Genomic DNA, 23,811 nt, shown 5'->3' with positions numbered 1-23,811 from the left:
CCGTTACTCACTTGATTCGTTCCTTGGGATGTACATTTGAAGGGGCTCCCGGTTATAAGTTTTGTTGTAGTCGTCGAGCATGGACTGGAAGTTTTTAATGAAATCCAGGATTGATATGTAGTCGCCGTTAGCGTTGCGCCCTTCGCTGAGGGTTACACTTTCGTCCGCCGGCGTAGCCTCCAGGTAATAGCCGAGAATTTGCGGGCTGGTAAAGCGTACGGTGACGCTGTTTGCCGAAGAGGTTGCGCGCGAGTTGCTACTAGCGGAGCTGGACGATGAGGACGATCTGCCGCCAAAGATAAAGAAGCCGCCGCCGCTCGAAGAGTGCTCTTCCACACTCTGGGCAAAGCTGCTCGACATTGCCTGGTCGGAGGAAAATTTAATGGTAACGTCGCGAGCAATGATAAATGCAACCGGGAAACACGGGAAAACGCAGTCGTTCATTGCATTAAAACGCGTTTCCTGGAACGGTTTGCCTTTTTGATTCGGGGCGATTTTTTTGCTGGACGTGTTGTACATATCTTTGGTGAGCAGGAATACGCCGGGGTTAAACCATTCCCGGCCAATGCTTACCTTCGCAATCGACATCCCTATCTGGATTTTGACGTTGCTGGTCTCGGACTCGCGGCTGTCTATGGACTCCCGGTGCGAACGGCTGCTACTGTATCCGCCGAAGAAGAAAGATGAGCGATACGAGGACTCAGAGGCCGAGCTGGCGCTGCTTGATTTCTGTCTGACCGACGCCATCGTTGACTCAATCAATACCTGAGTGAAACCGTTAGGTACAACGTTCGGCGTGACATCGCTGCCATCTATTGGCTTGCTGGCCTGCTGCATCACCGACGCCAGGCCAATTTGTTGCCGTACTGCGGCAATATCGTCCTCCGTTCTTTTAAGCTGTGTTTGCAATGGTAAGAGCATTGACTTGTACTGAGTCAGGTTTTTTGCCTCGAAATACTTCATTGCGCTTTCGGTGGCGTTTTGGGCAGCCAGAATTAATTCGTCCTGTGCCTGCATGCACTTGCTGGCATTGTCTGTTAATGCGGTAATGACTTTTCCTGCCACCTCTGGATCAACATTGAGGATCCTGGACGTGGTACCCGCAAGCGCTTTGCTTTTGTCCTTATCATTGGAGCGCCCAACAATATCGACAATCAGCTTTAGGGTATCGTTTGTGATGGCGCTATAGACCTCAGTGACTGCCTTTTGAGCCGCTGTAAGCTCCTTCTTCGCAGCGTCCTGCTTATCCTTGAGATCTTTCAGCATCGCCGGGTCAGGAAGAATATTCAGGAACGAGTCGATCGTCATGGATAAATTGCTGCGCTGTACCAACAGCACGGAGAGCTGCTGCGCCAGCGCTGCAGGGCTTTCTAACAGGTCGATAGGGGTGAACGACGTATCCAGTAGGTTGAACCAGTTTTCCGGATAAAGCGTTACCGGGTAGACGTAGCCACCATCGGGGTTGAGCTTTTGTACGTTAGCCAGCGTTTGCCGGGCCTCGGCAATTTCACGCCCTGCGCCGCTGTCGAGGATCCCGGTAATAATCTCCATATCGCCCGGTGAGAAAACGTTGAGCACTTTCCCCAGTTTCTCCTGCACCTTCAGCAACTGAGACTCGGCGGTGGTCTCATACCAGTTGAGATAGTCGTTTTGTTTGCTGCGATTGGTTTCCTTCGTTTCGCCCGGGTATTTGGCATCCAGTTCAGCTTTTTTCTCTAGCTGAACTTTGGCCCAGGCCTGTTTGGCATCAACGTATTCGCTATACAAGCGGTAGAAGACCTGCTGAAGCGTGAAGCCGGTGGTTAAGCCGTCGCCAAAATTATACGGATAGGGGGTCATCAGAACTTTACGCAGCTTTGATTTTGCATCAAACAGCTTGCCATTCAGTTGCGGCGTCAACATATCCAGCGCGCTTTTATACTGCGTTTGCAGGTGACGGCCATTGTCAGAGCTGGCCATCGTGCAGGCATCAAATAGCCGGTTAACCAGCTTTGATTCGTTGGCTTCAACTAACGGCGGTTTCGGCTGGTTGTTTTCAATATCGTAACTGTAGAGATTTTTATCAATTTGCATGCCGGGAAGGCTCATGCAGAAAAATTGATTAGGGTTATTTCCGCCGATAACCGAGGTGATTTTTTCATAAAGCTGATCGGCAAAACTTGGCACTTCTCCAGCATTATCCAGTGCCGCGCTTAGCCTTGGGGCAGCTTCGGTCATTGAAATAGTTGTTGTGGTAGAGGTAACCTGTTGGCTTGATTCATTAATATGTGATTGTTGGTTATCGCTATGTGTTTCATCCATCATGATTAATATCCCTGAATAATAAAATAATCGTTAAGTATCTACTGACACGAGAGGTATCCAATAATAATTAAATAATGACAATTCCAACTGGGACTAAATTATTGCAAGTACGCATTAAATCACCCGGAGATACAAACATATTATTATTCGCCTGCAGTGCAGTCAGCGGGTGATAATTTTTTTCTGCGGTATCAATATTTATCAGTGCGGCATGGGCTTTGGCAAAATGATAAATAGATTCTGTCAGTGCCTCGGTCATCAAAGGGGCTGGTTGATTTGTATTATCCAAAAAAGCATCGTGCAATGCTTCGCACAGCGATTCATCGCTGGCAGTTTCCGGCGCGCTTGCCGTATCGTATTCGGAGAAAACCGGCTGATGCTGCTTCATCCAGCGAGTTGCTTTATCTAACAACGTTTCGCCAAATGCGGAGTCTGTCAGAGAGGTGTGGCGGAACTGCAGGCGGAATGGGCTACCCGCGTCGTCAAAGCATTGGGCGACGAACTGCGAACACACCATCGGATGTTTACCCGGTGTCTGATGCTGTTGAATGTAGTGGGTAATGGTTGCCGTGAGCTTTTTCAGAATTCGGATTATCACCTGCTGTTTCTGACTGGTAATGGAGAATTTCTTATACATCAGCAGCAGGCCAACCATATAGAGCCCGGCGTGATCATAAGGCTCCTGATTATTCAGGTGTCGTCTGGCGGCATCAATAACCGGTTTAAGCGGCGAAGTGCTGGTATGGCGATAAACATGGATGGTGCGGCCATGAAAACGTTTTTGTGCTGAGCTTTCAGAAACCTGTGGCGGCGTTTCTTCAATAATAGTGGGGGGAGCCTCATTAAAATAAAGTGCAGCATGGCTGACAGGAGCATCGGTTAAGAAAGTGATGGCCCATGAAATAAAACTTTTTTTTTCAGGCGAGAAAAGCAATACGTCTGCGGGACGTAGCTCGCTTAGCGATAGCATTTTCATATAAATTCCTTTTCATACAGATATCTATTACGGTACGTGACTTTTAGTCTAGTCTTAATTATTTGAAAGGAACCGTGATGAAAATCACATGAACAAAAAACGTACTTAGTGTACGTTTTCGGACGGTTGGGCTTCAGACCCCGAAAAGGGAACTGGAATAAGGATTTCATTTGCCCTGGCGAAACAGATGCTTGAAGAATACCGCGCGGCTGAAGGCTGGTGCTTCAGGGGAGCAACACGGCAGAATATACCCTGGGTATTTGCATATATAATGCAGGCTAATAGGTTGAGAGGACGAATATTTTTCGATGCAGAATTTATCGATGAACTCCTCACCAGGCGACCAGATTTAACCTGTAATGCCAATGGGATAATTGACATTAAGGACGATAAAAAATTCTGCGATTTGAGTTTTAGTTTCATCAGACATCGTCGTCATGTCGATTAACATACATTGTCTGAAAGTATTGAGTTCCATATTGCCAATTCAAAACAGGAAACAGTATGCAAAAAGGAAATTGTTTTTGAACACGACTATTTCCTGAAACTAATAAACAGTAAAAATGAAGCTAACAGGAGAATGAACCTTGTTGATCTTGCCGGAAGTGTACTGACTTGGCAGGTGAAAATTCAAAATCGAATTGTGAGTTGTTGATTGCCCGATGAAGACCAACGTTTAAGGTAGCGGAATTTCCACCTCACAGGTTTCCAAAATGTTGAATCAGAAATTTTTTCTCCGTCCGGGGCGTTTGCGCCCGGATGTTCTCCCGATCGTTGAGGCGATAAAACCCTCTTTGTCTCCAGGCTACTTTCTGCCTATGACCGCCAGTGAGCTGCTGGCGACAACACGCCGTCAGCAATGGCTGCAATCGCTCTGGGATTATTCCTCCTTGCCGAAAGACATGGATCGAGAGTATTACCTTGCTCCGCTGGAGCATTGCGTGACGCTGATGCAGCAATTTTCTCTTACGGAAAGTGGGCCGTATGCTCGTCCTGGTGGGATGGCAGACTATATGCTGGAAACAGTGTCGTATGCGGCGCGGTTGTCAAAAAGCTACATGCTGCCGGTTGGCGCACCGCCAGAAGAGCAGGCGGCGCAAAGCGCAGCCTGGAATGCGGTGGTGCTCTATGCGGTGAAATACCTTTGTCACCTCCACGTTGGTTCGACCTTTCGACCTGATGAGAAAGAGTAAGTACCCGGAGGTGATGAACGAGTACCCGCTGGTTCCGGCATACGTGGCAACGCACATGATGAAATCACCTGAGCGCAATTTGTACGCGGTGAAGAAACTGCTGGGCCATGTCAGCATCACATCGACGCTGGAATACATTGATGAAAGTGTTGATAGCCTGCGGGATATACTGGAAACGGAGTTGATGTAGCGACCAGAGGAATATGGCGCTGACGCAATTTGGCATTTGCAATGGAGATCTGTGAAGATAATGCGCGAAAAAACAGACTAGTTTGCAACAAGTCTGTTTTTCAAGAGCCTTTCTTTCAACAACAAGTAACAGCGTTACATCGTGTTTTTACTGGCTCACCTTCGTGTCCGTCAGGAGTGCAACTTGCAAAACTGACCAACCGGCTTTGAATAGTGGTGCCCGGACTCGGAATCGAACCAAGGACACGGGGATTTTCAATCCCCTGCTCTACCGACTGAGCTATCCGGGCAACGGGGCGAATTAAACCGTAAAGGCCGCATGGCGTCAACGGCTTTGTCATAAAAATTCCGTAAATCTGTGCTGATTGCCTGCTTTTCATGCAAAATCCGCAAAAGCGAGCGTTTTCACGTCAGAGCACCACCGAGGCGGCACTGCGCGAAGCGCAGAATATCTTCCGCCAGATGGCGAGCGGTATCCACATCGGCCTGGCTGCGCTTGACCAGCAGGCGGCTCAGGCAGCCTTCCAGAATCAATTCCATCTGTTTAGCCACCATGGTGGGATCGTCGACTTCCAGTTGGGTAAGTAGCGCATGCGTGTAATCCAGCGCGGCCTTTTTCTGGCGGTCAGCAATCTGGTGGATAGGATGCGAGGCATCCGGATAAAAGGTGCAGGCAGCGATAAACAGGCAGCCTGGATAGCGGTTCTGGCTGACGCACTCGGTCAGCGCCTGATATCGGTACAGCAGCTTCTGCTCAATGCTCAGCTCGTCATTATGAAGTAATTGTCTGCGCCAGGCTTCGACCTGTTCATTCAGATGACGCAACGCGTCATAAAACAGCGCCTCACGGTCTGGCCAGAAGCGGATCACCTCCTCAACGGGATAATTCGCTCTGTCGGCCACCATCTCCAGCGTGGTGTTGGCAAGCCCCTTTTCTTCTAAAACTTGTAGGGCGTGCTCAAGTACTTGTTCGCGTTGCACGGTTCACTCCTCCGTTCGTCCCAACGGTTGTTTCCATCCCAAGTGTTGTTTACCGGGCCAGATTGTGCAAATGCGCGGTGAAATCCGCGGCGTTCATAAAGCCGGTCACGCGCTGCTGCGGTTGCTCCTGGCCGTTAGCATCAAAGAACAAAATGGTCGGTAAACCCAGCACCTGGAGATGCTTTAGTAAAGCCACATCCTGAGGGCTGTTGCCGGTAACGTCCGCCTGCAACAGCACGGTGTTCTCCAGCGCGCGATGCACATCAGGATGGTTGAAGGTGTATTTTTCAAACTCTTTACACGCCACGCACCAGTCGGCGTACAGGTCCAGCATTACCGGTTTCCCTTTCGCCTGCGCCAGCGCGCTGTTCAGGGCGTCGATATCGGAGATGCGCGTAAAGTTGAGATGGGCCTGCGTCGCCTGCACCGGCGTATCGAAAGCCCAATCCTGTAGCGGACGGGCGGCTACCAGCGCAGCGCCCAGCAGGGCAATTTGCACTACCCGCATCCAGCCTTTATGGCTGCTAAGCGACGTGATAAACGCCCAGCCGAAAAACGCGACGCCCAGCAGGCTCCACAGCCGTAATCCCCAGGCTTCGCCGATTACGCGTTCCAGCAGGAACACCGGCAAAGCCAGGATCACGAAACCAAAAGCGACTTTAACCTGCTGCATCCACGGCCCGCTTTTTGGCAGCAGCCGGTTGCCGAAGACCGTTACCAGAATCAGCGGCAGCCCCATGCCCAGCGCGTAGAGATATAACGTCCCGCCGCCCAGCCACAGATTGCCGCTCTGGGCGATATACAGCAGGATGGCGCTCAGCGGCGCGGTGGTGCACGGCGAGCAAATCAGCCCGGCAATCGCCCCCATGCTGAACACGCCTGCCAGCGAGCCGCCCTGCTGGCGGTTGCTGAGTAGCGTCAGGCGCGTTTGCAGTGAAGAGGGGAGTTGCAGCGTAAACAGGCCAAACATCGACAGCGCCAGGGCGATAAACACCACGGACAGGCCAATCAAAATATAAGGATGTTGAAGCGCGGCCTGGAACTGTAGCCCGGCGGCGGCCACAATCAGGCCCAGCGCCGTATAGGTGAGCGCCATCCCCTGAACATAGACAAACGACAGCCACAGCGCACGCGCCGTCGACAGGCGCTGTTTGCCCCCCAGGACGATGCCGGAGATCAAGGGGTACATCGGCAGGACGCACGGCGTAAACGCAATACCAATACCAATCAACAGCGCCCACAGGGCGGAAAAGGGGAGTTGGCTGGGTTTTTCTTCCGGGGCGGTAACCGGCGCGGGGGTAAACTCACCCGGCGCAACCGCATTGAGCGGCACGACTTTGGTTTCCGGCGGATAGCAGAAGCCCGCTTCGGCGCAGCCCTGATAGGTAACGCGCAGCGTAGCGCCCTGCGCCGCCTCGCTAACAGGTAGCGTGACGGAGAGCTGATGCTTATAAATTTCGGTCTTGCCGTAAAACTCGTCCTCATGCCACTCGCCGGCTGGGAGATTTAACGCGCCGACCGTGGCCTGCGCTGGCGTCACGCTGATTTGCTGGCGGTAGAGATAGTAGCCGGGTTTGATTTGCCAGTTCAGCCCCAGGCTGTTGCCCTGCTGCTGGAAATCAAAAGCGAAAGCGCTGTCCACCGGGACAAACTGGCTTTTCTGCGAGTCAAATAAGCCGGCGTAAACCTGGGTGCTGCAAAACAGCAGAATTAACGTAAGGATGCGTTGAGCCATGAGAGGTAATCGCTATCTCCGTGGAGCACTGGCAAAACCAGTAATTCAGGGGTTTGATAAGGATGATGGGATCTCAGGCACGCCAGTAGCGCATCCTGATGCCGGGTATCGCTTTTCAGCAGCATTTGTACTTCATACTCCTGTTCAAGCTTCCCTTCCCAGTAATAGAGCGACGAGGCACCGGGCAACAGCGTGACGCAGGCAGCCAGTTTTTCACTTAATGCTTTGGTCGCCAGTTCTTGCGCAGTGGCTTCATCCGGGGCGGTGCAGAGTACTACGACAGCGGTGGGCGTGGTCATAATCATCCTCGTCTCAGTGAAAGCAGGCACTATATCACGGGCAAGGGATCGGGATAATGAAACGGGCCGCAATGCGGCCCGTTTTTACTTTTGATGACAATGGCTGTGATTACAGCACCATACCGCCCACGATAAAGCCGAGGATCACGCACAGCGCGATAGCCACCACGCCCGGGATCAGGAAGGCGTGGTTAAACACATATTTACCGATGCGGGTTGAACCGGTGTCGTCCATCTCTACCGCCGCCAGCAGCGTCGGGTAAGTCGGCAGCACGAACAGCGCGGAAACCGCGGCAAACGAGGCCACTGCGGTCAGCGGGCTCACGCCCAGCATCAGCGCAGCCGGCATCAGGGCTTTGGTGGTCGCCGCCTGGGAGTAAAGCAGGGTAGCGGCGAAGAACAGCACCACGGCCAGCAGCCACGGATAGCTGTTCAGCAGATCGCCTGCCACAGCCTGGATATCTTCGATGTGATGTTTTACGAAAGTATCGCCCAGCCACGCCACGCCCAGCACGCAAATACAGGCGCTCATACCGGATTTGAAGGTACCCGCGTTAAGAATATCGCCGGTATTGATTTTACAGGTCAGGCAGATCAGGGTCGCCACGGTAAGCATAAACACCACGATCGCTTCGTTACGCGGCAGTACCGGGTTGGCGATCAGGCCCACGGTTGGGCTGATGGCGGTGGCGTACAGCATAACGGCCACAATACCGATCAGGAACAGCATGACGGCGCGTTTGGCGTGCGGTTTGATAACAAACGCCTGAGTGCCGCGCAGGCTCACTTCGCCACGGGCTAAACGCTCCTGATACACCGGATCGTCTTTCAGTTCCGCGCCCAGGAAGTTACACAGCACGGCGGTCAGCATCACGGCAATCAGCGTCACCGGAATACAAATGCCCAGCAGCGTCAGGTAACTCACGCCCAGCGGTTCAAGGATACCCGCGAAGAACACCACCGCCGCAGAGATCGGCGACGCGGTAATCGCAATCTGCGAGGCGACAACGGCGATAGACAGCGGACGGGAAGGGCGGATGCCCTGTTCTTTCGCCACTTCGGTGATCACCGGCATGGTGGAGAACGCGGTATGGCCTGTACCCGCCAGGATGGTCATAAACCAGGTAACCAGCGGGGCAAGGAAGGTAATGTATTTGGGGTGGCGGCGAAGCAGTTTTTCCGCAAGGCTTACCAGATAATCCATCCCGCCGGCAACCTGCATGGCGGCAATCGCGGCGATAACCGCCATGATGATTTCGATAACGTCAAACGGGATCGCTCCGGGTTTAATTTGAAACATCAGGGTCAATACCAGAACGCCCAGACCGCCAGCAAAGCCAATGCCTATGCCACCGAGCCGGGCACCGAGGTAGATCGCCAAAAGGACAATGACGAGTTCAGCACCAAACATAATGCGCTTCCTTGTATTTTAACGAGTTGATAATAAGTTGTTGTATTTTAGTATCCGCCAGAAACAAAAAAGGCACGTCACCAGTGACGTGCCTTTCGCCGAATTATGAAGAACTATTACTGTTCGCTTTCATCGGTATAACGTTTCGCTTTGTAAGCCGGGTGCATCAGATTATTCACGGAGAAGATATCGTCAAGCTCCGCTTCAGTGAGCAGACCACGTTCCAGCACGACTTCGCGCACGCTCTTACCGGTTTCGGCACAGATTTTCCCGACGATATCGCCGTTGTGGTGGCCGATAAACGGGTTCAGGTAAGTGACGATACCGATGGAGTTATAAACGTAGCTTTCGCAGACTTCTTTATTCGCGGTGATACCGTTGACGCATTTTTCCAGCAGGTTGTAGCAGGCATTGGTCAGGATATGAATCGATTCAAACATCGCTTCGCCAATCACTGGCTCCATCACGTTTAACTGCAACTGACCGGCTTCAGAAGCCATGGTCACGCAGGTATCGTTGCCAATCACTTTGAAGCACACCTGGTTAACCACTTCCGGCACCACCGGGTTCACTTTGGCTGGCATGATGGACGAGCCCGCCTGCAGTTCCGGCAGGTTGATTTCATTCAGGCCCGCACGAGGACCGGAAGAGAGCAAACGCAGGTCATTACAGATTTTGGAAAGTTTCACCGCCAGGCGTTTCAGGGCGCTGTGCACCATCACGTAGGCACCGCAGTCGGAGGTGGCTTCAATCAGGTCTTCCGCTGGCACAACCGGCAAATTAGAGACTTCAGCCAGCTTCTGTACCGCCAGATGCTGGTAGCCGTCCGGCGTGTTCAGGCGAGTACCGATAGCGGTCGCGCCGAGGTTCACTTCCAGCAGCAGTTCAGAGGTGCGCAGCAGGTTTTTGGTTTCTTCATTCAGCAACACGTTAAACGCGTGGAATTCCTGGCCGAGGGTCATCGGCACCGCGTCCTGCAACTGGGTGCGGCCCATCTTCAGAATGGTTTCGAATTCAACGGCTTTGCGCTGGAAGCCTTCGCCCAGTTGGTTGATCGCGTCTACCAGTTTAACGATAGAGGCGTAAACCGCGATACGGAAGCCAGTCGGGTAGGCATCGTTAGTGGACTGGCATTTGTTAACGTGGTCGTTTGGATTGAGGTACTGGTACTCGCCTTTCTGATGTCCCATCAGTTCCAGGCCGATGTTCGCCAGCACTTCGTTGGTATTCATGTTTACAGAGGTGCCTGCGCCGCCCTGGTAAACGTCTACCGGGAATTGATCCATGCATTTCCCGTTGTTCAGCACTTCATCACAGGCAGCGATAATGGTGTTCGCAATACTTTTAGGAATGGTTTGCAACTCTTTGTTCGCCATCGCGGCGGCCTTTTTCACCATCACCATTCCGCGAACGAATTCCGGTATGTCGCTGATTTTGCTGTTGCTGATGTAAAAGTTTTCAATCGCTCTCAGAGTGTGTACGCCGTAATAGGCCTCCGCTGGAACTTCCCTGGTACCCAACAAGTCTTCTTCGATACGAATGTTGTTTAACATGTGAACCTTCTTTCTCAAGCTGACGAATGTTTTACCAAACTCACAGAATATATGTGGTTATGGAGGATTAACGACCGACAAATATCTCCTTATTCGGTCTGATGCCCATGATCATATGCTGTTATCCGCGAAAAGCCGTAATCTGGATCACTTATTGTAGGCGTTGGTGCATTACATTTATTAATCTGTGAAATAGGTCACCGCTTAACAATTTCTAAAAAAAATGTCCCGGTCATCCGATTGAAAAGTGGCTATGGCGTCGCCATTACCTGATGATGCGTGAGCAAATCTCTTCCTACAGGCGCGTCGGCGTCTGTTTTTTATTCACAGGAGAATACTGTGCGTTGGTTACCCTTTATTGTCTTTTTTCTCTACGTCTACATAGAGATTTCGATTTTCATCCAGGTTGCCCATGTGTTCGGCATCTTTATGACCCTGGTACTGGTGATTTTCACCTCGGTGATTGGGATGTCGCTGGTGCGCAACCAGGGATTCAAAAATTTCATGCTGATGCAGCAGAAAATGGCGGCGGGCGAGAGCCCGGCGGCAGAAATGATCAAAAGCGTGTCGCTGGTTATCGCCGGTTTCCTGCTGTTGCTTCCCGGCTTCTTTACCGATTTCCTCGGCCTGTTGCTGCTGCTCCCGCCAGTGCAAAAGCACCTCACCCTCAAACTGATGCCGCATTTGCGCTTTAGTAAAATGTCCGGCGGATTCGGCCCTGGCGGCAACAGCGGCCAGACATTCGACGGCGAGTACCAGCGTAAAGACGATACCTCGAACCGCCTCGAAGACCGCGATCGCGACGATCGCTAAAAAAGTTAACTTTTTTTCCTCTTCCCCCCTTGAAGGGGGAAAAACCTAACCCCATCTCTCAGGCACCAGCCGGAAACCCAGTGGAGTCCGGCGTTACCCGAAAACCAATACGGACTTTCTCAAAGGAGAGCTCTCAATGAATATTCGTCCATTGCATGATCGTGTGATCGTCAAGCGCAAAGAAGTTGAAACCAAATCTGCTGGCGGCATCGTTCTGACCGGCTCCGCGGCGGGCAAATCTACCCGTGGCGAAGTACTGGCTGTAGGCAATGGTCGCATCCTGGAAAACGGCGAAGTGAAGCCGCTGGATGTGAAAGTTGGCGACATCGTGATTTTCAACGATGGCTACGGCGTGAAAGCAGAGAAGATCGACAATGAAGAAGTGTTGATCATGTCTGAAAGCGACATTCTGGCAATTGTTGAAGCGTAATTACACGCGTTAACTCACTGAACGAACGAATTTAAGGGAAAGAAACAATGGCAGCTAAAGACGTAAAATTCGGTAACGACGCCCGTGTAAAAATGCTGCGTGGCGTAAACGTACTGGCAGATGCAGTGAAAGTGACCCTGGGCCCGAAAGGCCGTAACGTGGTTCTGGATAAATCTTTCGGTGCACCGACCATCACCAAAGACGGCGTGTCCGTTGCGCGTGAAATCGAGCTGGAAGACAAGTTCGAAAACATGGGCGCGCAGATGGTGAAAGAAGTGGCCTCTAAAGCGAACGACGCGGCAGGCGACGGCACCACCACCGCGACGGTACTGGCGCAGTCCATCATCACTGAAGGCCTGAAAGCGGTTGCAGCGGGCATGAACCCGATGGACCTGAAGCGTGGTATCGACAAAGCGGTTCTGGCTGCGGTTGAAGAGCTGAAAGCGCTGTCCGTACCTTGCTCTGATTCCAAAGCTATCGCTCAGGTTGGCACCATCTCCGCTAACTCCGACGAAACCGTGGGCACCCTAATTGCTCAGGCGATGGAGAAAGTGGGTAAAGAAGGCGTTATCACCGTTGAAGAAGGCACCGGTCTGCAGGACGAGCTGGACGTGGTTGAAGGTATGCAGTTCGACCGTGGCTACCTGTCTCCGTACTTCATCAACAAGCCGGAAACCGGTTCTATCGAGCTGGAAAGCCCGTTCATCCTGCTGGCTGACAAGAAAATCTCCAACATCCGCGAAATGCTGCCGGTGCTGGAAGCCGTTGCTAAAGCAGGCAAACCGCTGCTGATCATCGCTGAAGATGTAGAAGGCGAAGCGCTGGCGACCCTGGTGGTGAACACCATGCGCGGCATCGTGAAAGTGGCTGCGGTGAAAGCGCCGGGCTTCGGCGACCGTCGTAAAGCCATGCTGCAGGATATCGCTATCCTGACCGGCGGTACCGTTATCTCTGAAGAGATCGGTATGGAACTTGAAAAAGCCACCCTGGAAGACCTGGGCCAGGCTAAACGCATCGTGATCAACAAAGACACCACCACCATCATCGATGGCGTGGGTGAAGAAGCTGCAATCCAGGGCCGTGTGACCCAGATTCGTCAGCAGATCGAAGAAGCGACTTCTGACTACGACCGTGAAAAACTGCAAGAGCGCGTAGCTAAACTGGCTGGCGGCGTTGCGGTTATCAAAGTTGGCGCAGCTACCGAAGTTGAAATGAAAGAGAAAAAAGCACGCGTTGAAGACGCCCTGCACGCGACCCGTGCTGCGGTTGAAGAAGGCGTGGTGGCTGGCGGCGGCGTTGCGCTGATCCGTGTAGCCAGCAAAATCGCTGACCTGAAAGGCCAGAACGAAGATCAGAACGTGGGTATCAAAGTTGCGCTGCGCGCAATGGAAGCACCGCTGCGTCAGATCGTGCTGAACTGCGGCGAAGAGCCGTCTGTTGTGGCTAACACCGTGAAAGCGGGCGACGGTAACTACGGTTACAACGCGGCCACCGAAGAGTACGGCAACATGATCGAAATGGGTATCCTGGATCCGACCAAAGTGACCCGTTCCGCTCTGCAGTACGCGGCTTCTGTTGCTGGCCTGATGATCACCACCGAGTGCATGGTAACCGACCTGCCGAAAAGCGACGCGCCGGACTTAGGTGCTGCTGGCGGTATGGGTGGCATGGGCGGTATGGGCGGTATGATGTAATTTAATCGTCATACTTCACGCTGTTGATGCGTAGGCTGCGTTCGCTTACCCCGGTCACTTACTGGTGTAAGCTCCCGGGGATGCGCGAACTTGCCGCCTTTCCACAGCGCGAATTATTCGATTAAATCAATCTGTCGCACAAAAATGTGAAACCCTCAGTCAGAAATGGCTGGGGGTTTTTCTTTTGGTCATGTTTTTAGTATAAGGTCTTACGGATAAGATTTGTCCCAGTCTATTAATAACGAGGAATAACATGCGCATTACAGTCTCAGCGGGAATGGTTGCGGCGGCGCTGCTGCTTGCGGGATGCAGCACGGGTAATCAGTTATCGAGTGGTGGTCAAAACGTTCGGTTTGTAGAAGACAAACCGGGTGCGGAATGCCAGCTCTTGGGAACAGCGACGGGCGAGCAAAGCAACTGGCTTTCTGGCCAGCACGGCGAAGAGGGCGGCTCTATGCGCGGCGCGGCAAATGAATTACGTAATAACGCGGCTGCCATGGGCGGCAACGTACTGTACGGAGTATCCAGCCCGGGGCAAAACCTGCTTTCCAGCTTCGTGCCAACCGCCAGCAAAATGGTCGGCCAGGTCTATAAGTGCCCGAACTGATCAAATTAGCCCGGTCCGGAGATACAAAAGGGAATGCGTTCCCTTTTGTATGCCGGAAACGCTAGTGTTTTGCCGGGTCGCGAAGCGCGGCGACACACAGACGATGCAATGAATCCAGGCATTCCTGTTTTGTCGGATCACTGCCTGACGGTGTTATTTCACTACAAAATATCTTGCAGGGACGACCGGCGATCTTTCTTAACCGGCGGCTAAACTTCATAACGCGTTGAGCAATGCCCTGTACTTCCTGCGAGCCGGACATCACATTGGTTTTAATCACCGCACCGCAGTAACCGTTATGTCCGGTATCCTGCTGATATTTATAAACCACCAGTAGATATCGATTAAAGAGTGGTAATTTCCAGGGCTCTGGATTATAGCTGTCATATTCCATCTTGCCGTCTTTTAATAAATCCATATCATACAGAGCAATAAAATCGAGCATTGAAGAGACAGTTAATAAAATATCTTTAAAGCCTGCGTTGTTAATTGCGAAGATCATTGCACGGATAATTACATCGACCTGATTATCATTAATAACCAGAGAGACTTTCTCAGCCGTCCGGGAAACGATTTCCAGCTCAACGCCGGATGCGTTAACCACTGCACTGATTGCCGCAACGCGCGAGGCCTCGTTCGCCGCTTTCAGCTCTTCTTGATTTAGCGCGGGCGCATAGCGCAGCATCTCAGGTTGACTGCTTTCCTGCGGTTGCTCAAAAGACTCTGCCCGGCTCTCAAGCACATGCAATAAATCTTTTAATTGCGGGAGTGAAAATAAAAAAAGGTTTTCCGTTTCGTCAGTGCGGCGTATTTTTAACGCCAGAGAAACAAACTGTTTATTATGGCAAATAACGCCTGAATTAATTCCTTTAATCATGGCTGGCATAGTGACTCTCAAAACAATTATCCCGAGCTATTGCCGCAGCACCGGGAGAAATTTGATTAATAGTTTTAAGAAGCTAACACATCCCTATGCGCGGAAATAATCCGTTTCCAGACTTATTTCCGCACCGGTTGTTAATGCTGTCGTAATTGTAAATCCAGCGGCGTTTTGCTGGGCTCGCCGCCAATTTCACGCGCCAGTTTCGGCACCATATAACCCGACACCAGCGTCAGCAGCTCGCGAATAATGCCGCGCGCCTCCTCATCGCTCACCAGGAAATGCGCCGCGCCCTGCACGTGATCCAGCACATGCAGGTAATAGGGCATCACGCCCGCGTCAAACAACGCATTGCTGAGCGCCGCCAGCGTTTGCGCATTGTCGTTCACCCCACGCAACAGCACGCTCTGGTTGAGCAGCGTCACGCCTGCCTGGCGCAACTGCGCCATCGCCGCGTGAAACGCCTCATCGATCTCTCTAGCGTGATTGATATGATTGACCAGGATAATTTGCAGGCTGGATTGGGCAAACCGCGCCGTCAGCGCATCGGTGATGCGCGCCGGGATCACAATCGGCAGGCGGCTATGAATGCGCAGTCGTTTGATATGGGGAATACCCTCAAGCTGGGTGATAAGCCAGTCGAGTTCATGATCCTTCGCCATGAGCGGATCGCCGCCGGAAAAAATAATTTCATCCAGCTCATGGTGCGCAGTGATGTAATCCAGCGCCGTTTGCCAGTTACGTTTATTCCCCTGATTATCGGCATAGGGGAAATGGCGGCGAAAGCAGTAGCGGCAGTTAACCGCGCAGCCGCCTTTCACTAACAGCAGCGCGCGATTGCGATACTTATGCAGCAGGCCAGGCACCACACTGTGTTGTTCTTCAAGGGGATCGGTGGAAAACCCCGGCGCCATAACAAACTCGTCGCGGGAGGTTAAAACCTGCCGCAACAGCGGATCGTGAGGGTTGCCTTTTTCCATCCGCGCCACGAAGGCGCGCGGCACGCGCAGGGCAAAAAGCCGTCTTGCTTCACGTCCTGCGAGGAGATCTTTATCAGCTTCCAGATTTAAAACATGCAGAAGCTCGTCAGGATCGGTTATAACATCGGCGAGTTGCGCTAACCAATCTTCTCTGGAAGGGGGGTTTAGGGTTACAATGTCTGCCATTTTTTTGGCTAAGCTACCAGTTAACATATTCAGAGGGCCTTATGGCGACTTATTCTAGCAACGATTTTCGTGCCGGTCTTAAAATCATGATGGACGGCGAACCCTACGCCGTAGAATCCAGCGAATTCGTTAAACCGGGCAAAGGTCAGGCTTTCGCGCGCGTTAAGCTGCGCCGTCTGCTGACTGGCACCCGTGTAGAAAAAACCTTTAAATCTACTGACTCCGCTGAAGGCGCCGACGTTGTGGATATGAACCTGACTTACCTGTACAACGACGGTGAGTTCTATCATTTCATGAATAACGAAACCTTCGAGCAGTTAGCGGCGGATGAGAAAGCCATCGGCGATAACGCGAAATGGTTGCTGGATCAGGCTGAGTGCATTGTGACGCTGTGGAACGGCCGCCCGATCGCTGTACAGCCGCCAAACTTCGTTGAACTGGAAATCGTGGATACCGATCCGGGTCTGAAAGGCGATACCGCAGGTACTGGCGGTAAACCAGCGACCCTGAGCACTGGCGCGGTAGTTAAAGTGCCGTTGTTCGTGCAGATTGGTGAAGTGATCAAAGTGGATACCCGCTCTGGCGAATACGTATCCCGCGTGAAATAAATTTTACGTCTGGTTCGCGGCGTGGTTCTCCACGCCGCTGTTTGCAGGAAGCTATCGACGTGAACCGAATTGTTAAATCTCTGCTCGTCACCTTTCTCCTCTCGCTCATGCTAAGCGGCTGTAATACCGCGCGTGGATTCGGCGAAGATATCCAACATCTTGGCGGCGCTATCGAGCGCGCAGCGAAGTAATCTCTAATTCTCCTAAAAATCTTTACCTAACCTTTACTTCCCGAGTTTTTGTCTATGCTTAAGGAGCTATACACAAAACATTGGCTATTAAAGGATAAGATTATGATCAAGAAAACAATTGCTGCGTTCTTTTCATTAGTGGTCCTTTCATCACTGCTGACTGCCTGTAACACCACTCGCGGTGTTGGTGAAGATATTCAAAGCGGCGGTAGCGCCATTTCTGGCGCAGCGACCAAAGCCCAGCAGTAAAACGGCCAGGCGGCGCGGCGTATGGGTTGCCGTGCCGTTATATTTCCGTCAGTTCCGTCCCACGGCGAAACAGCGTAAAGCGATTATCCACCCCCAGCTTCATGCGAATATTGCGTTTATAGGTGTAGACCGTTTTCACCGTAATCTGCATGCATTCGGCAATACTCTCGTTACTGTCTCCCTTCTTCCACAACTGCAAGATCTGTTCTTCGCGTAACGTCAGCAGCGAGGCGATATGCCGGTTATCCACTTTCGCATGGGTTCGGGTGAGAGCGTTCTGCAAGGCTTCATCCAGTTCTTCCAGCGAGCAAGATTTATCGGCGCTGAACCAGATGTCCTGGCTGGCGCAATAGTTCTCTAACAGCGCAGATCGGATGGAAGGTAACAAAATAAAACGGGTTTTGGTCGAGCTGGCGGCAAAAATCGATGACAGCTGATCGATATGATGGAGATCGTGTAAGAAGCCATAAAAATCGGCGATAACAATATCGGGTTTCCATTTCATGTACTCCCTGGCCCGAAGCAGATCGTCAGTCTGAACGACGTCTATGGATAAGGCAGATTCGCTAATGAGCTGGGCCAAACCTGTACGGCTGTAGTAACAACGGTCTATCACTAAAATTTTAGGCATACATGATTTCTGAATACTCTGCGGCTGTGTACTAGCCTCCTGGACGCGTTAGTGCATCATAAAGAATAATCCTAAAAATTAACCAGCGAGTTACGCTGAGATACTCCGCTAATTCTGGCGTTAAATAGGGGGGTTAACGTAACTTAAAGTAAATTAGTTGATTTTGGCGGCAAGGATAAGGATGATATGCCACTCTTATCGATACCTGACGGGACGACCCGTTAGCGTTTGTTCATCAGGGGACGGCCCCGCACTATGGAGACCGTTATGTCCTGGATTATTCTACTGATTGCTGGCCTGCTGGAAGTGGTATGGGCGGTTGGCCTGAAGTACACCCACGGCTTTAGCCGATTAACCCCCAGTATTATTACCGTCACCGCAATGATCGTCAGCATTGTGCTGCTGTCATGGGCGATGAAAACGCTGCCGACCGGTACTGCGTATGCGATCTGGACCGGCATAGGCGCCGTCGGGGCCGCCATTACCGGGATGGTGTTGTTAGGCGAATCCACCAGCCCGGCGCGTATCCTCAGCCTGGCGCTGATCGTGGCGGGAATTATCGGCCTTAAGCTCAGCACCCATTAAGGCTTCTGTCTGACCCAAATCAGCTTTTCAACTTTAAAGCCCTGCCGGATTGCGGCGCTTAACATCTGCTGTTTTACCTCGTCGCTGATGGTTGGCGTACGGGATAAGATCCACAGATAGTCGCGATCCGGCCCGCAAACCAGCGCGTGTTGATAGTCCTTATCCAGCGCGATCACGTTATACCCGCCATAAAACGGCCCAAAGAATGACACCTTAAGCGCGGCGCGATCCGGCGAGCCGGTAAAATAGGCTTTGCCGATGCTCTGCTGCCACTTACCGCGATCGGGATTAAATCCGCGGTTAATCACCTGGATCCCGCCGTCATCCAGGGTGCTGTACGTGGCGGTGACCTGATCTAAACCGCGTTCAAAGCTGTGGTCGAAGCGGGCGATTTCATACCATCTGCCCAGATAACGCTTCGCGTCGAAATTCTCCACCACGGTAACGCCTTTCGGCGGAGTGGGGGTGCTACAGGCAACAACCAGAAATGCGACGGCGACGGTAGTGATGATCGGGAGGATGCGCATTGAGATTTCCTTAGACGTTTTTTTCTAAGTGTAGATTGCGTCATGGAAAACGCGCCCGGAAGGCGCGTTAAGATTTTTGTTGTGCGGCGAGGATTGCGGCGACATCCATGATGGCGGCGGGAGGCTGCTGCTGGCGGATCTGATTGGCCATAAAGCGCATATACGGATCCATATGGCTGAACATCGCCTTATAACCCGCGCAAAGATGGTTATGCCAGCGATCGCCCACCTGACGGATGCGGTGTTTCGGGCAGCCGCCGTGGCAGGCGAAGCGCCATTCACACTGCTGACATAGCGACGACACCTGCGCTTTCATCATCCCGAACTTGCGCTGCTGCTTACCGCCCGCCAGCGCGGCCAGATTATCGCTGCGTAGATTGCCCAGCCGGTGCTCCGGATAGACATAATGATCACAGCTGTAGATATCGCCGTTCTGCTCCACGACCAGCCCGAAACCGCAGGTCGACTGCATCACGCACAGTGACGGCTTTTCTCCAAGCCAGGCGGCCAGCGCGCTATCAAACAGTTGAACGTAGACGCGGCCAACGTCGCGCCGCACCCAGTAATCAAAGACAGTATTGATAAACGCCCCCCACTGCTCGCCGCTGACCGACCACTCGGTCAGCGCGCCGGTTTGCTGTGGGTACAATAGCTCGCCGTACTTCCCATGAACCGGGCGCTGCTCTACCGCCGGGATAAACTGAACGTGTCTGGCACCCAGCTCTTCGGTGATAAACCGGTAAATCTCCAGCGGCGCTTCGGCAGTGGCGTTGTTCACCACCGTCAACACATTCACCTCGACCCGGTGTTTTTGCATCACCGCCATTGCCTGAACCACTTTATCGAACACCGACTTTCCGCCGCGCGTTTTGCGATAGCGATCGTGCAGCCAGGCGGGACCATCGACCGATAACCCAACCAGAAACTGGTTACGTGCCAGAAATTCCGCCCATTGATCGTCAATCAACACGCCGTTGGTCTGCATACTGTTGCGGATGGTTTTCCCGCCTGCGAACTGTTTCTGCAAGGCCAGCGCTTTTTGATAAAAATCCAGCCCGGCAAGCGTAGGTTCGCCGCCCTGCCAGGTAAATTCCACTTCCTGCGCCGGATTGGCCTCAATGTACTGCTTCACGTAGCGGCGCAGGGTGTCGTCATCCATATGGCGCGCGGGTTTTTTGGGCTTCAGCGTGCCCTGTTCTTTGTCCAGATAGAAACAATAATCGCAGGCGATATTGCACTGGTAGCTGACGGGCTTCGCCATAAGGTGAAATGCTTTTTTCATATTCCTCCCGTCCTGAAGTGGGAATGCCAACGCATGAAAGTGATCTTAATCACCCTTTAGAAATTGAGGATTGACAGTGAGTCGCGCCTGTAGAAATAATAATTTCACAAAGACAAGTTATCAATGAAATTAAATATTCAATCTGACTATACCAACACCAGGGATACACCATGAGCAAACTTTTTGCTGGTGCACAAAATCTGGGCAAGTCGTTTATGTTGCCCATTGCCGTGCTGCCCGCCGCAGGTCTCCTGCTGGGGATCGGCGGCGTTTTTTCTAATCCGATTACTATCGAAACCTACTCTCTACTCGACAACGCCGTGCTGCAAGCCATTTTCACGCTGATGAAAATGTGCGGCAGCGTGGTGTTTGATAACCTGGCGCTGCTGTTTGCCGTGGGGATCGCCGTCGGGCTGGCGCGCAGCGATAAAGGCACCGCCGGCTTAGCCGCCGTGCTGTGCTTTATCGTGATGAACAAAGCCATCAATGCCATGTTGTTTTTAACCGGCACCCTGGCGACGGAGAATTTAGCCGCCGCAGGTCAGGCGAGCGTATTAGGCATTGTGACGCTGCAAACCGGCGTGATGGGCGGCATTATCAGCGGCCTGCTGACCGCCTGGCTGCACGGGCGATTCAGTAAAACCGAGCTGCCGAACCTGCTGGCGTTTTTCAGCGGTTCGCGCTTCGTTCCTATCGTTACCTCATTTTTCGCGATCCTGCTTGGCGTGCTGCTGTTCTGGATCTGGCCGCCGGTGCAGGCGGGCATTACCCACCTGGGCGGCCTGGTGGAGAAAACCGGTTATATCGGCACCCTGTTCTACGGCATGATCCTGAAATGCCTGATCCCGCTCGGGCTTCACCACCTGTTTTATCTGCCGTTCTGGATGACCAGCGTGGGGGGAGAAGTGATGGTCAACGGCCATTTAGTCCAGGGCACCCAGAAAATTTTCTTCGCCCAACTGGCCGATCCCAGCGTGACGCAATATTACATCGGCGTGTCGCGTTTCATGGCCGGACGCTTTGCGGATTTTATGTTTGGCCTGCCGGGCGCGGCGCTGGCGATCTACCACTGCGCGAAGCGTGAAAACCGCACCAAAGTCGCCAGCCTGATGTTATCGGCGGCGCTGACCTCGTTTGTTACCGGCATTACTGAACCGCTGGAATTTGCCTTTATGTTCTGCGCGCCGCTGTTGTATGGGGTGCATATCGTTTTGACCGGCGTGGCCTTTATGCTTACCCACATACTGGCGATTACCGTTGGGCAAACTTTCTCCGGCGGCCTGATCGATTTCTTACTGTTCGGTGTTCTCCAGGGCAATGCCAAAACCAACTGGCTGCTGATGCTGCCGCTTGGCGCGGTGATGTTCTGCCTCTACTACTTCTCCTTCCGCTTTTTGATCCAGTGGCGTCAGTTAAAAACGCCAGGACGTGAAGACGAACCGGTTGCTGACGCCGCGCCCGGGCTAAGCGAGAAAGCCGCGCGTCCGTCGATGATCGTCTCCGCGCTGGGCGGCCGGGAAAACATTCTCGACGTGGATTGCTGCGCAACCCGCCTGCGGGTCACGGTGAAAGAGCCGGGTCGGGTCAAACTGGATGACTTTAAGGCCTCCGGCAGCCGGGGCGCATTCCTGCGCGGCGAGGGCGTACAGGTGGTGTTTGGCCCGCACGTCACGCTTATCAAAAACGAAGTGGAAGAGTATTTAGGCCTGTAACGGCGTCGCTTGCGCGACGAGAGGAATGTATGAAAGCTGTAATGTTGATGTTTGACACCCTGACCCGTCATCACCTGGCCCCGTATGGCGGCACGGCGATCACCCCAAACTTTACCCGGCTCGCCCGCGAGTCAGTACAGTTCGACAACTTCTTTGTGGGAAGTATGCCCTGCATGCCAGCGCGCCGGGAATTGCACACCGGGCGCTATAACTTCTTGCACCGCAGTTGGGGGCCGCTCGAACCCTTTGATTTTTCGATGCCGCAGGCGCTGCACAAGCAGGGTATCCATACGCATATGGTTACCGACCATAAGCACTACTGGCGCGACGGCGGGGCGACGTACCACACCCGCTATTCCACCTTTGAGTTTATTCGCGGCCAGGAGGGCGACTGCTGGATTGGCCAGGTGGAAAAACCCACCATCGCCTGGCAGGGCATGGAAGATAAAGAAACCTTTAAGCGGCGCAGCGGGCGCATGACCCAGGATCTGATCAACCGCTCTGCGATGCCGGGGATTGAAGAGCATTACACCCATCGCACCATCAAAGCCGGGTTAGATTTTATCGACACCAATAAAGATCAGGATAACTGGTTCCTACAAATTGAGTGTTTCGATCCTCACGAGCCGTTTTTCGTGCCGGAGAAATATCTGGCCCAGTACGGCTGCAAGCCCGGCGAGTTTGACGGCTGGGTGCCTTACTACTGCGGCAGCCCCGGCGGCGAAAACGATGAAAAGGTGCGCAAGTTCTACCAGGCGCTGATCACCATGTGCGATGACTATCTTGGCCAGGTGATGGATAAACTCAAGGCGAGCGGGCTGTGGGAAGATACGCTGTTTATCGTCTGCACCGACCATGGCTTCCTGCTGGGCGAGCACCAGTGGTGGGGCAAAAATATCATGCCGGTGTACAACGAAATCGCTAACACGCCGTTCTTTATTCGCGATCCGCGCTGCAAGGCGCAGGGCGAGCGGCGCGGGGCGCTGGCGCAAACCATTGATATCCCGGCCACGCTGCTGGATTACTTCGGTGTGGCAAAGCCCGCGTCGATGACCGGCCAGTCGCTGCTGCCTGTGATACGCAACGATGAAAAAATCCGCGACTACGCGCTGTTTGGTTATTTTGGCGGGCATATCAACATCACCGACGGCCAGTACGTGTATATGCGCGCGCCGCGTGAAGAGGGCAAGCGGCACCTGTTCGAATATACCCTGATGCCGACGCGCATCGACAGCCCGTTTAAAATCAGCGAACTGACCGATATCACCCTCCACCCGGGTTTTGATTTCACCCAGGGCGCGCAGGTGATGAAAATCCCGGCAAGCTTCGGATATCTCAATCCGTGGCGCTTCGGCGATAAGCTGTTCAATCTGCAAAGCGACCCGCATCAACAGCACAACATCAATAACGTGAGTTATGCGCTGCATTTCGCCAGGGCGATGATCCCGGTGTTGCAACAGCATGATGCGCCTGAAGAGCTGTACACCCGCTTCCAGTTGGACATGCCGACCCTGGAGCAGGAGCAAGCGTTCCAGACGTTATGGCAAAGCGACGCGTGGCTGGCGCAGCATGGTTACCGCGGCGAGCATCGTGGCGTAGCCGAAGCGTTACAGTTTGTGGCGCGGGCGTTGGCGGAGCAGGGCAATACGGAAGGCGATCTGTTTAGCTGTTTTGACCCGCAAACGCGGTTGACTGAAGCGTCGGTGTTTACGGCGATCGACAGGTTATTTGCTGCTGAGAAGCAGGCCGCGCTGAATTATCAGGTACGGCTACTGTTGCGGATTGACTGAGGAAC

General features: G+C 52.9%; 24 protein-coding genes and 1 tRNA gene. 12 read left to right on the top strand and 13 right to left on the bottom strand.

The annotated features are described in order from the left end of the window. Positions 1-3 precede the first annotated feature (3 nt). Both FHW74_RS07460 and FHW74_RS07455 read right to left on the bottom strand, forming a co-directional pair. A complete protein-coding gene (locus FHW74_RS07460; RefSeq protein ID WP_183169841.1) occupies positions 4-2,304 on the bottom strand; it encodes a hypothetical protein in 2,301 nt (766 codons plus the stop codon). A gap of 67 nt (positions 2,305-2,371) precedes the next feature. Further along, the gene (locus FHW74_RS07455; protein WP_183169840.1) at positions 2,372-3,280 is read right to left on the bottom strand and encodes a hypothetical protein; all 909 of its coding nucleotides are present in this window, start codon (positions 3,278-3,280) and stop codon (positions 2,372-2,374) included. A 713-nt stretch (positions 3,281-3,993) separates the two neighbouring features. On the opposite strand from FHW74_RS07455, the gene FHW74_RS07450 reads away from it, so the two are divergent. Both FHW74_RS07450 and FHW74_RS07445 read left to right on the top strand, forming a co-directional pair. After that, positions 3,994-4,473 carry a TraI domain-containing protein gene (locus tag FHW74_RS07450; protein ID WP_255459871.1) on the top strand — a complete coding sequence of 160 codons (480 nt, stop codon included), beginning with the start codon at positions 3,994-3,996 and terminating at the stop codon, positions 4,471-4,473. 55 nt (positions 4,474-4,528) lie between these two features. Further along, the gene (locus FHW74_RS07445; protein ID WP_241582077.1) at positions 4,529-4,663 is read left to right on the top strand and encodes an integrase; all 135 of its coding nucleotides are present in this window, start codon (positions 4,529-4,531) and stop codon (positions 4,661-4,663) included. Between the two features lie 213 nt (positions 4,664-4,876). On the opposite strand, the gene FHW74_RS07440 is transcribed toward FHW74_RS07445, so the two are convergent. The 6 genes from FHW74_RS07440 to aspA form a co-directional block, all read right to left on the bottom strand. After that, positions 4,877-4,952 (bottom strand) — tRNA-Phe (locus FHW74_RS07440). A 115-nt stretch (positions 4,953-5,067) separates the two neighbouring features. Then, a complete protein-coding gene (locus tag FHW74_RS07435; protein ID WP_183169839.1) occupies positions 5,068-5,643 on the bottom strand; it encodes a transcriptional regulator in 576 nt (191 codons plus the stop codon). A 49-nt stretch (positions 5,644-5,692) separates the two neighbouring features. Continuing rightward, positions 5,693-7,378, bottom strand: coding sequence for a protein-disulfide reductase DsbD (locus tag FHW74_RS07430; RefSeq protein WP_183169838.1), 1,686 nt, complete (start codon positions 7,376-7,378; stop codon positions 5,693-5,695). Further along, entirely contained in the window at positions 7,354-7,677 is a 324-nt protein-coding gene (gene cutA / locus FHW74_RS07425; RefSeq protein WP_183169837.1) for a divalent cation tolerance protein CutA, read from the bottom strand. The genes FHW74_RS07430 and cutA overlap by 25 nt, the downstream gene beginning before the upstream one ends. 109 nt (positions 7,678-7,786) lie before the next feature. Then, positions 7,787-9,088 (bottom strand): anaerobic C4-dicarboxylate transporter, encoded by a 1,302-nt coding sequence (locus tag FHW74_RS07420; protein ID WP_183169836.1) that lies wholly within the window; start codon positions 9,086-9,088, stop codon positions 7,787-7,789. A 116-nt stretch (positions 9,089-9,204) separates the two neighbouring features. Next, entirely contained in the window at positions 9,205-10,641 is a 1,437-nt protein-coding gene (gene aspA, locus FHW74_RS07415; protein ID WP_125294676.1) for an aspartate ammonia-lyase, read from the bottom strand. Between the two features lie 339 nt (positions 10,642-10,980). Here aspA and FHW74_RS07410 point away from each other — a divergent pair, with 339 nt between their 5' ends. From FHW74_RS07410 to FHW74_RS07395, 4 genes are all read left to right on the top strand, one after another. Continuing rightward, the gene (locus FHW74_RS07410; protein ID WP_144131138.1) at positions 10,981-11,454 is read left to right on the top strand and encodes an FxsA family protein; all 474 of its coding nucleotides are present in this window, start codon (positions 10,981-10,983) and stop codon (positions 11,452-11,454) included. Between the two features lie 136 nt (positions 11,455-11,590). After that, positions 11,591-11,884: a co-chaperone GroES gene (locus FHW74_RS07405; protein ID WP_125294674.1), complete on the top strand. Its 294-nt coding sequence runs from the start codon at positions 11,591-11,593 to the stop codon at positions 11,882-11,884. A 47-nt stretch (positions 11,885-11,931) separates the two neighbouring features. Beyond that, entirely contained in the window at positions 11,932-13,578 is a 1,647-nt protein-coding gene (gene groL / locus FHW74_RS07400) for a chaperonin GroEL (protein WP_183169835.1), read from the top strand. A gap of 253 nt (positions 13,579-13,831) precedes the next feature. Further along, positions 13,832-14,185, top strand: coding sequence for a DUF4156 domain-containing protein (locus tag FHW74_RS07395; protein WP_183169834.1), 354 nt, complete (start codon positions 13,832-13,834; stop codon positions 14,183-14,185). 61 nt (positions 14,186-14,246) lie between these two features. Here FHW74_RS07395 and yjeJ read toward each other — a convergent pair whose 3' ends face one another. Both yjeJ and epmB read right to left on the bottom strand, forming a co-directional pair. Next, on the bottom strand, positions 14,247-15,071 hold the full coding sequence (yjeJ, locus tag FHW74_RS07390; RefSeq protein ID WP_183169833.1) for a YjeJ family protein: 825 nt from the start codon (positions 15,069-15,071) through the stop codon (positions 14,247-14,249). Between the two features lie 131 nt (positions 15,072-15,202). After that, positions 15,203-16,231, bottom strand: coding sequence for an EF-P beta-lysylation protein EpmB (gene epmB / locus FHW74_RS07385; RefSeq protein WP_183169832.1), 1,029 nt, complete (start codon positions 16,229-16,231; stop codon positions 15,203-15,205). Between the two features lie 41 nt (positions 16,232-16,272). Here epmB and efp point away from each other — a divergent pair, with 41 nt between their 5' ends. The 3 genes from efp to ecnB all read left to right on the top strand — a co-directional run bounded on the left by efp (position 16,273) and on the right by ecnB (position 17,279). Then, a complete protein-coding gene (efp, locus tag FHW74_RS07380) occupies positions 16,273-16,839 on the top strand; it encodes an elongation factor P (protein WP_125294669.1) in 567 nt (188 codons plus the stop codon). Between the two features lie 59 nt (positions 16,840-16,898). Continuing rightward, the gene (locus FHW74_RS22755) at positions 16,899-17,030 is read left to right on the top strand and encodes an entericidin A/B family lipoprotein (protein ID WP_183169831.1); all 132 of its coding nucleotides are present in this window, start codon (positions 16,899-16,901) and stop codon (positions 17,028-17,030) included. Between the two features lie 102 nt (positions 17,031-17,132). After that, positions 17,133-17,279 (top strand): lipoprotein toxin entericidin B, encoded by a 147-nt coding sequence (ecnB, locus tag FHW74_RS07370; protein WP_183169830.1) that lies wholly within the window; start codon positions 17,133-17,135, stop codon positions 17,277-17,279. Between the two features lie 37 nt (positions 17,280-17,316). On the opposite strand, the gene FHW74_RS07365 is transcribed toward ecnB, so the two are convergent. Next, positions 17,317-17,784, bottom strand: coding sequence for a LuxR C-terminal-related transcriptional regulator (locus FHW74_RS07365; RefSeq protein WP_255459870.1), 468 nt, complete (start codon positions 17,782-17,784; stop codon positions 17,317-17,319). Between the two features lie 393 nt (positions 17,785-18,177). Between FHW74_RS07365 and sugE the strand changes: the two genes are divergently transcribed. Further along, positions 18,178-18,495 (top strand): quaternary ammonium compound efflux SMR transporter SugE, encoded by a 318-nt coding sequence (gene sugE, locus FHW74_RS07360; protein ID WP_183169828.1) that lies wholly within the window; start codon positions 18,178-18,180, stop codon positions 18,493-18,495. Here sugE and FHW74_RS07355 read toward each other — a convergent pair. Then, entirely contained in the window at positions 18,492-19,022 is a 531-nt protein-coding gene (locus tag FHW74_RS07355; protein WP_183169827.1) for a lipocalin family protein, read from the bottom strand. The two genes, sugE and FHW74_RS07355, sit on opposite strands and share 4 nt — an antisense overlap. A 67-nt stretch (positions 19,023-19,089) precedes the next feature. Further along, the gene (locus FHW74_RS07350; RefSeq protein ID WP_183169826.1) at positions 19,090-20,304 is read right to left on the bottom strand and encodes an anaerobic sulfatase maturase; all 1,215 of its coding nucleotides are present in this window, start codon (positions 20,302-20,304) and stop codon (positions 19,090-19,092) included. A gap of 170 nt (positions 20,305-20,474) precedes the next feature. Between FHW74_RS07350 and FHW74_RS07345 the strand changes: the two genes are divergently transcribed. Next, positions 20,475-22,016: a PTS transporter subunit EIIC gene (locus FHW74_RS07345; protein WP_183169825.1), complete on the top strand. Its 1,542-nt coding sequence runs from the start codon at positions 20,475-20,477 to the stop codon at positions 22,014-22,016. A gap of 29 nt (positions 22,017-22,045) precedes the next feature. Continuing rightward, a complete protein-coding gene (locus FHW74_RS07340) occupies positions 22,046-23,806 on the top strand; it encodes a sulfatase (protein WP_183169824.1) in 1,761 nt (586 codons plus the stop codon). Positions 23,807-23,811: the final 5 nt, after the last annotated feature.

The sequence above is a fragment of the Atlantibacter sp. RC6 genome, from assembly GCF_014193285.1.
GTDB lineage: Bacteria > Pseudomonadota > Gammaproteobacteria > Enterobacterales > Enterobacteriaceae > Atlantibacter.
Note: the sequence above shows the minus strand (reverse complement) of the source record. Positions and strands in the feature narration are given on the sequence as shown.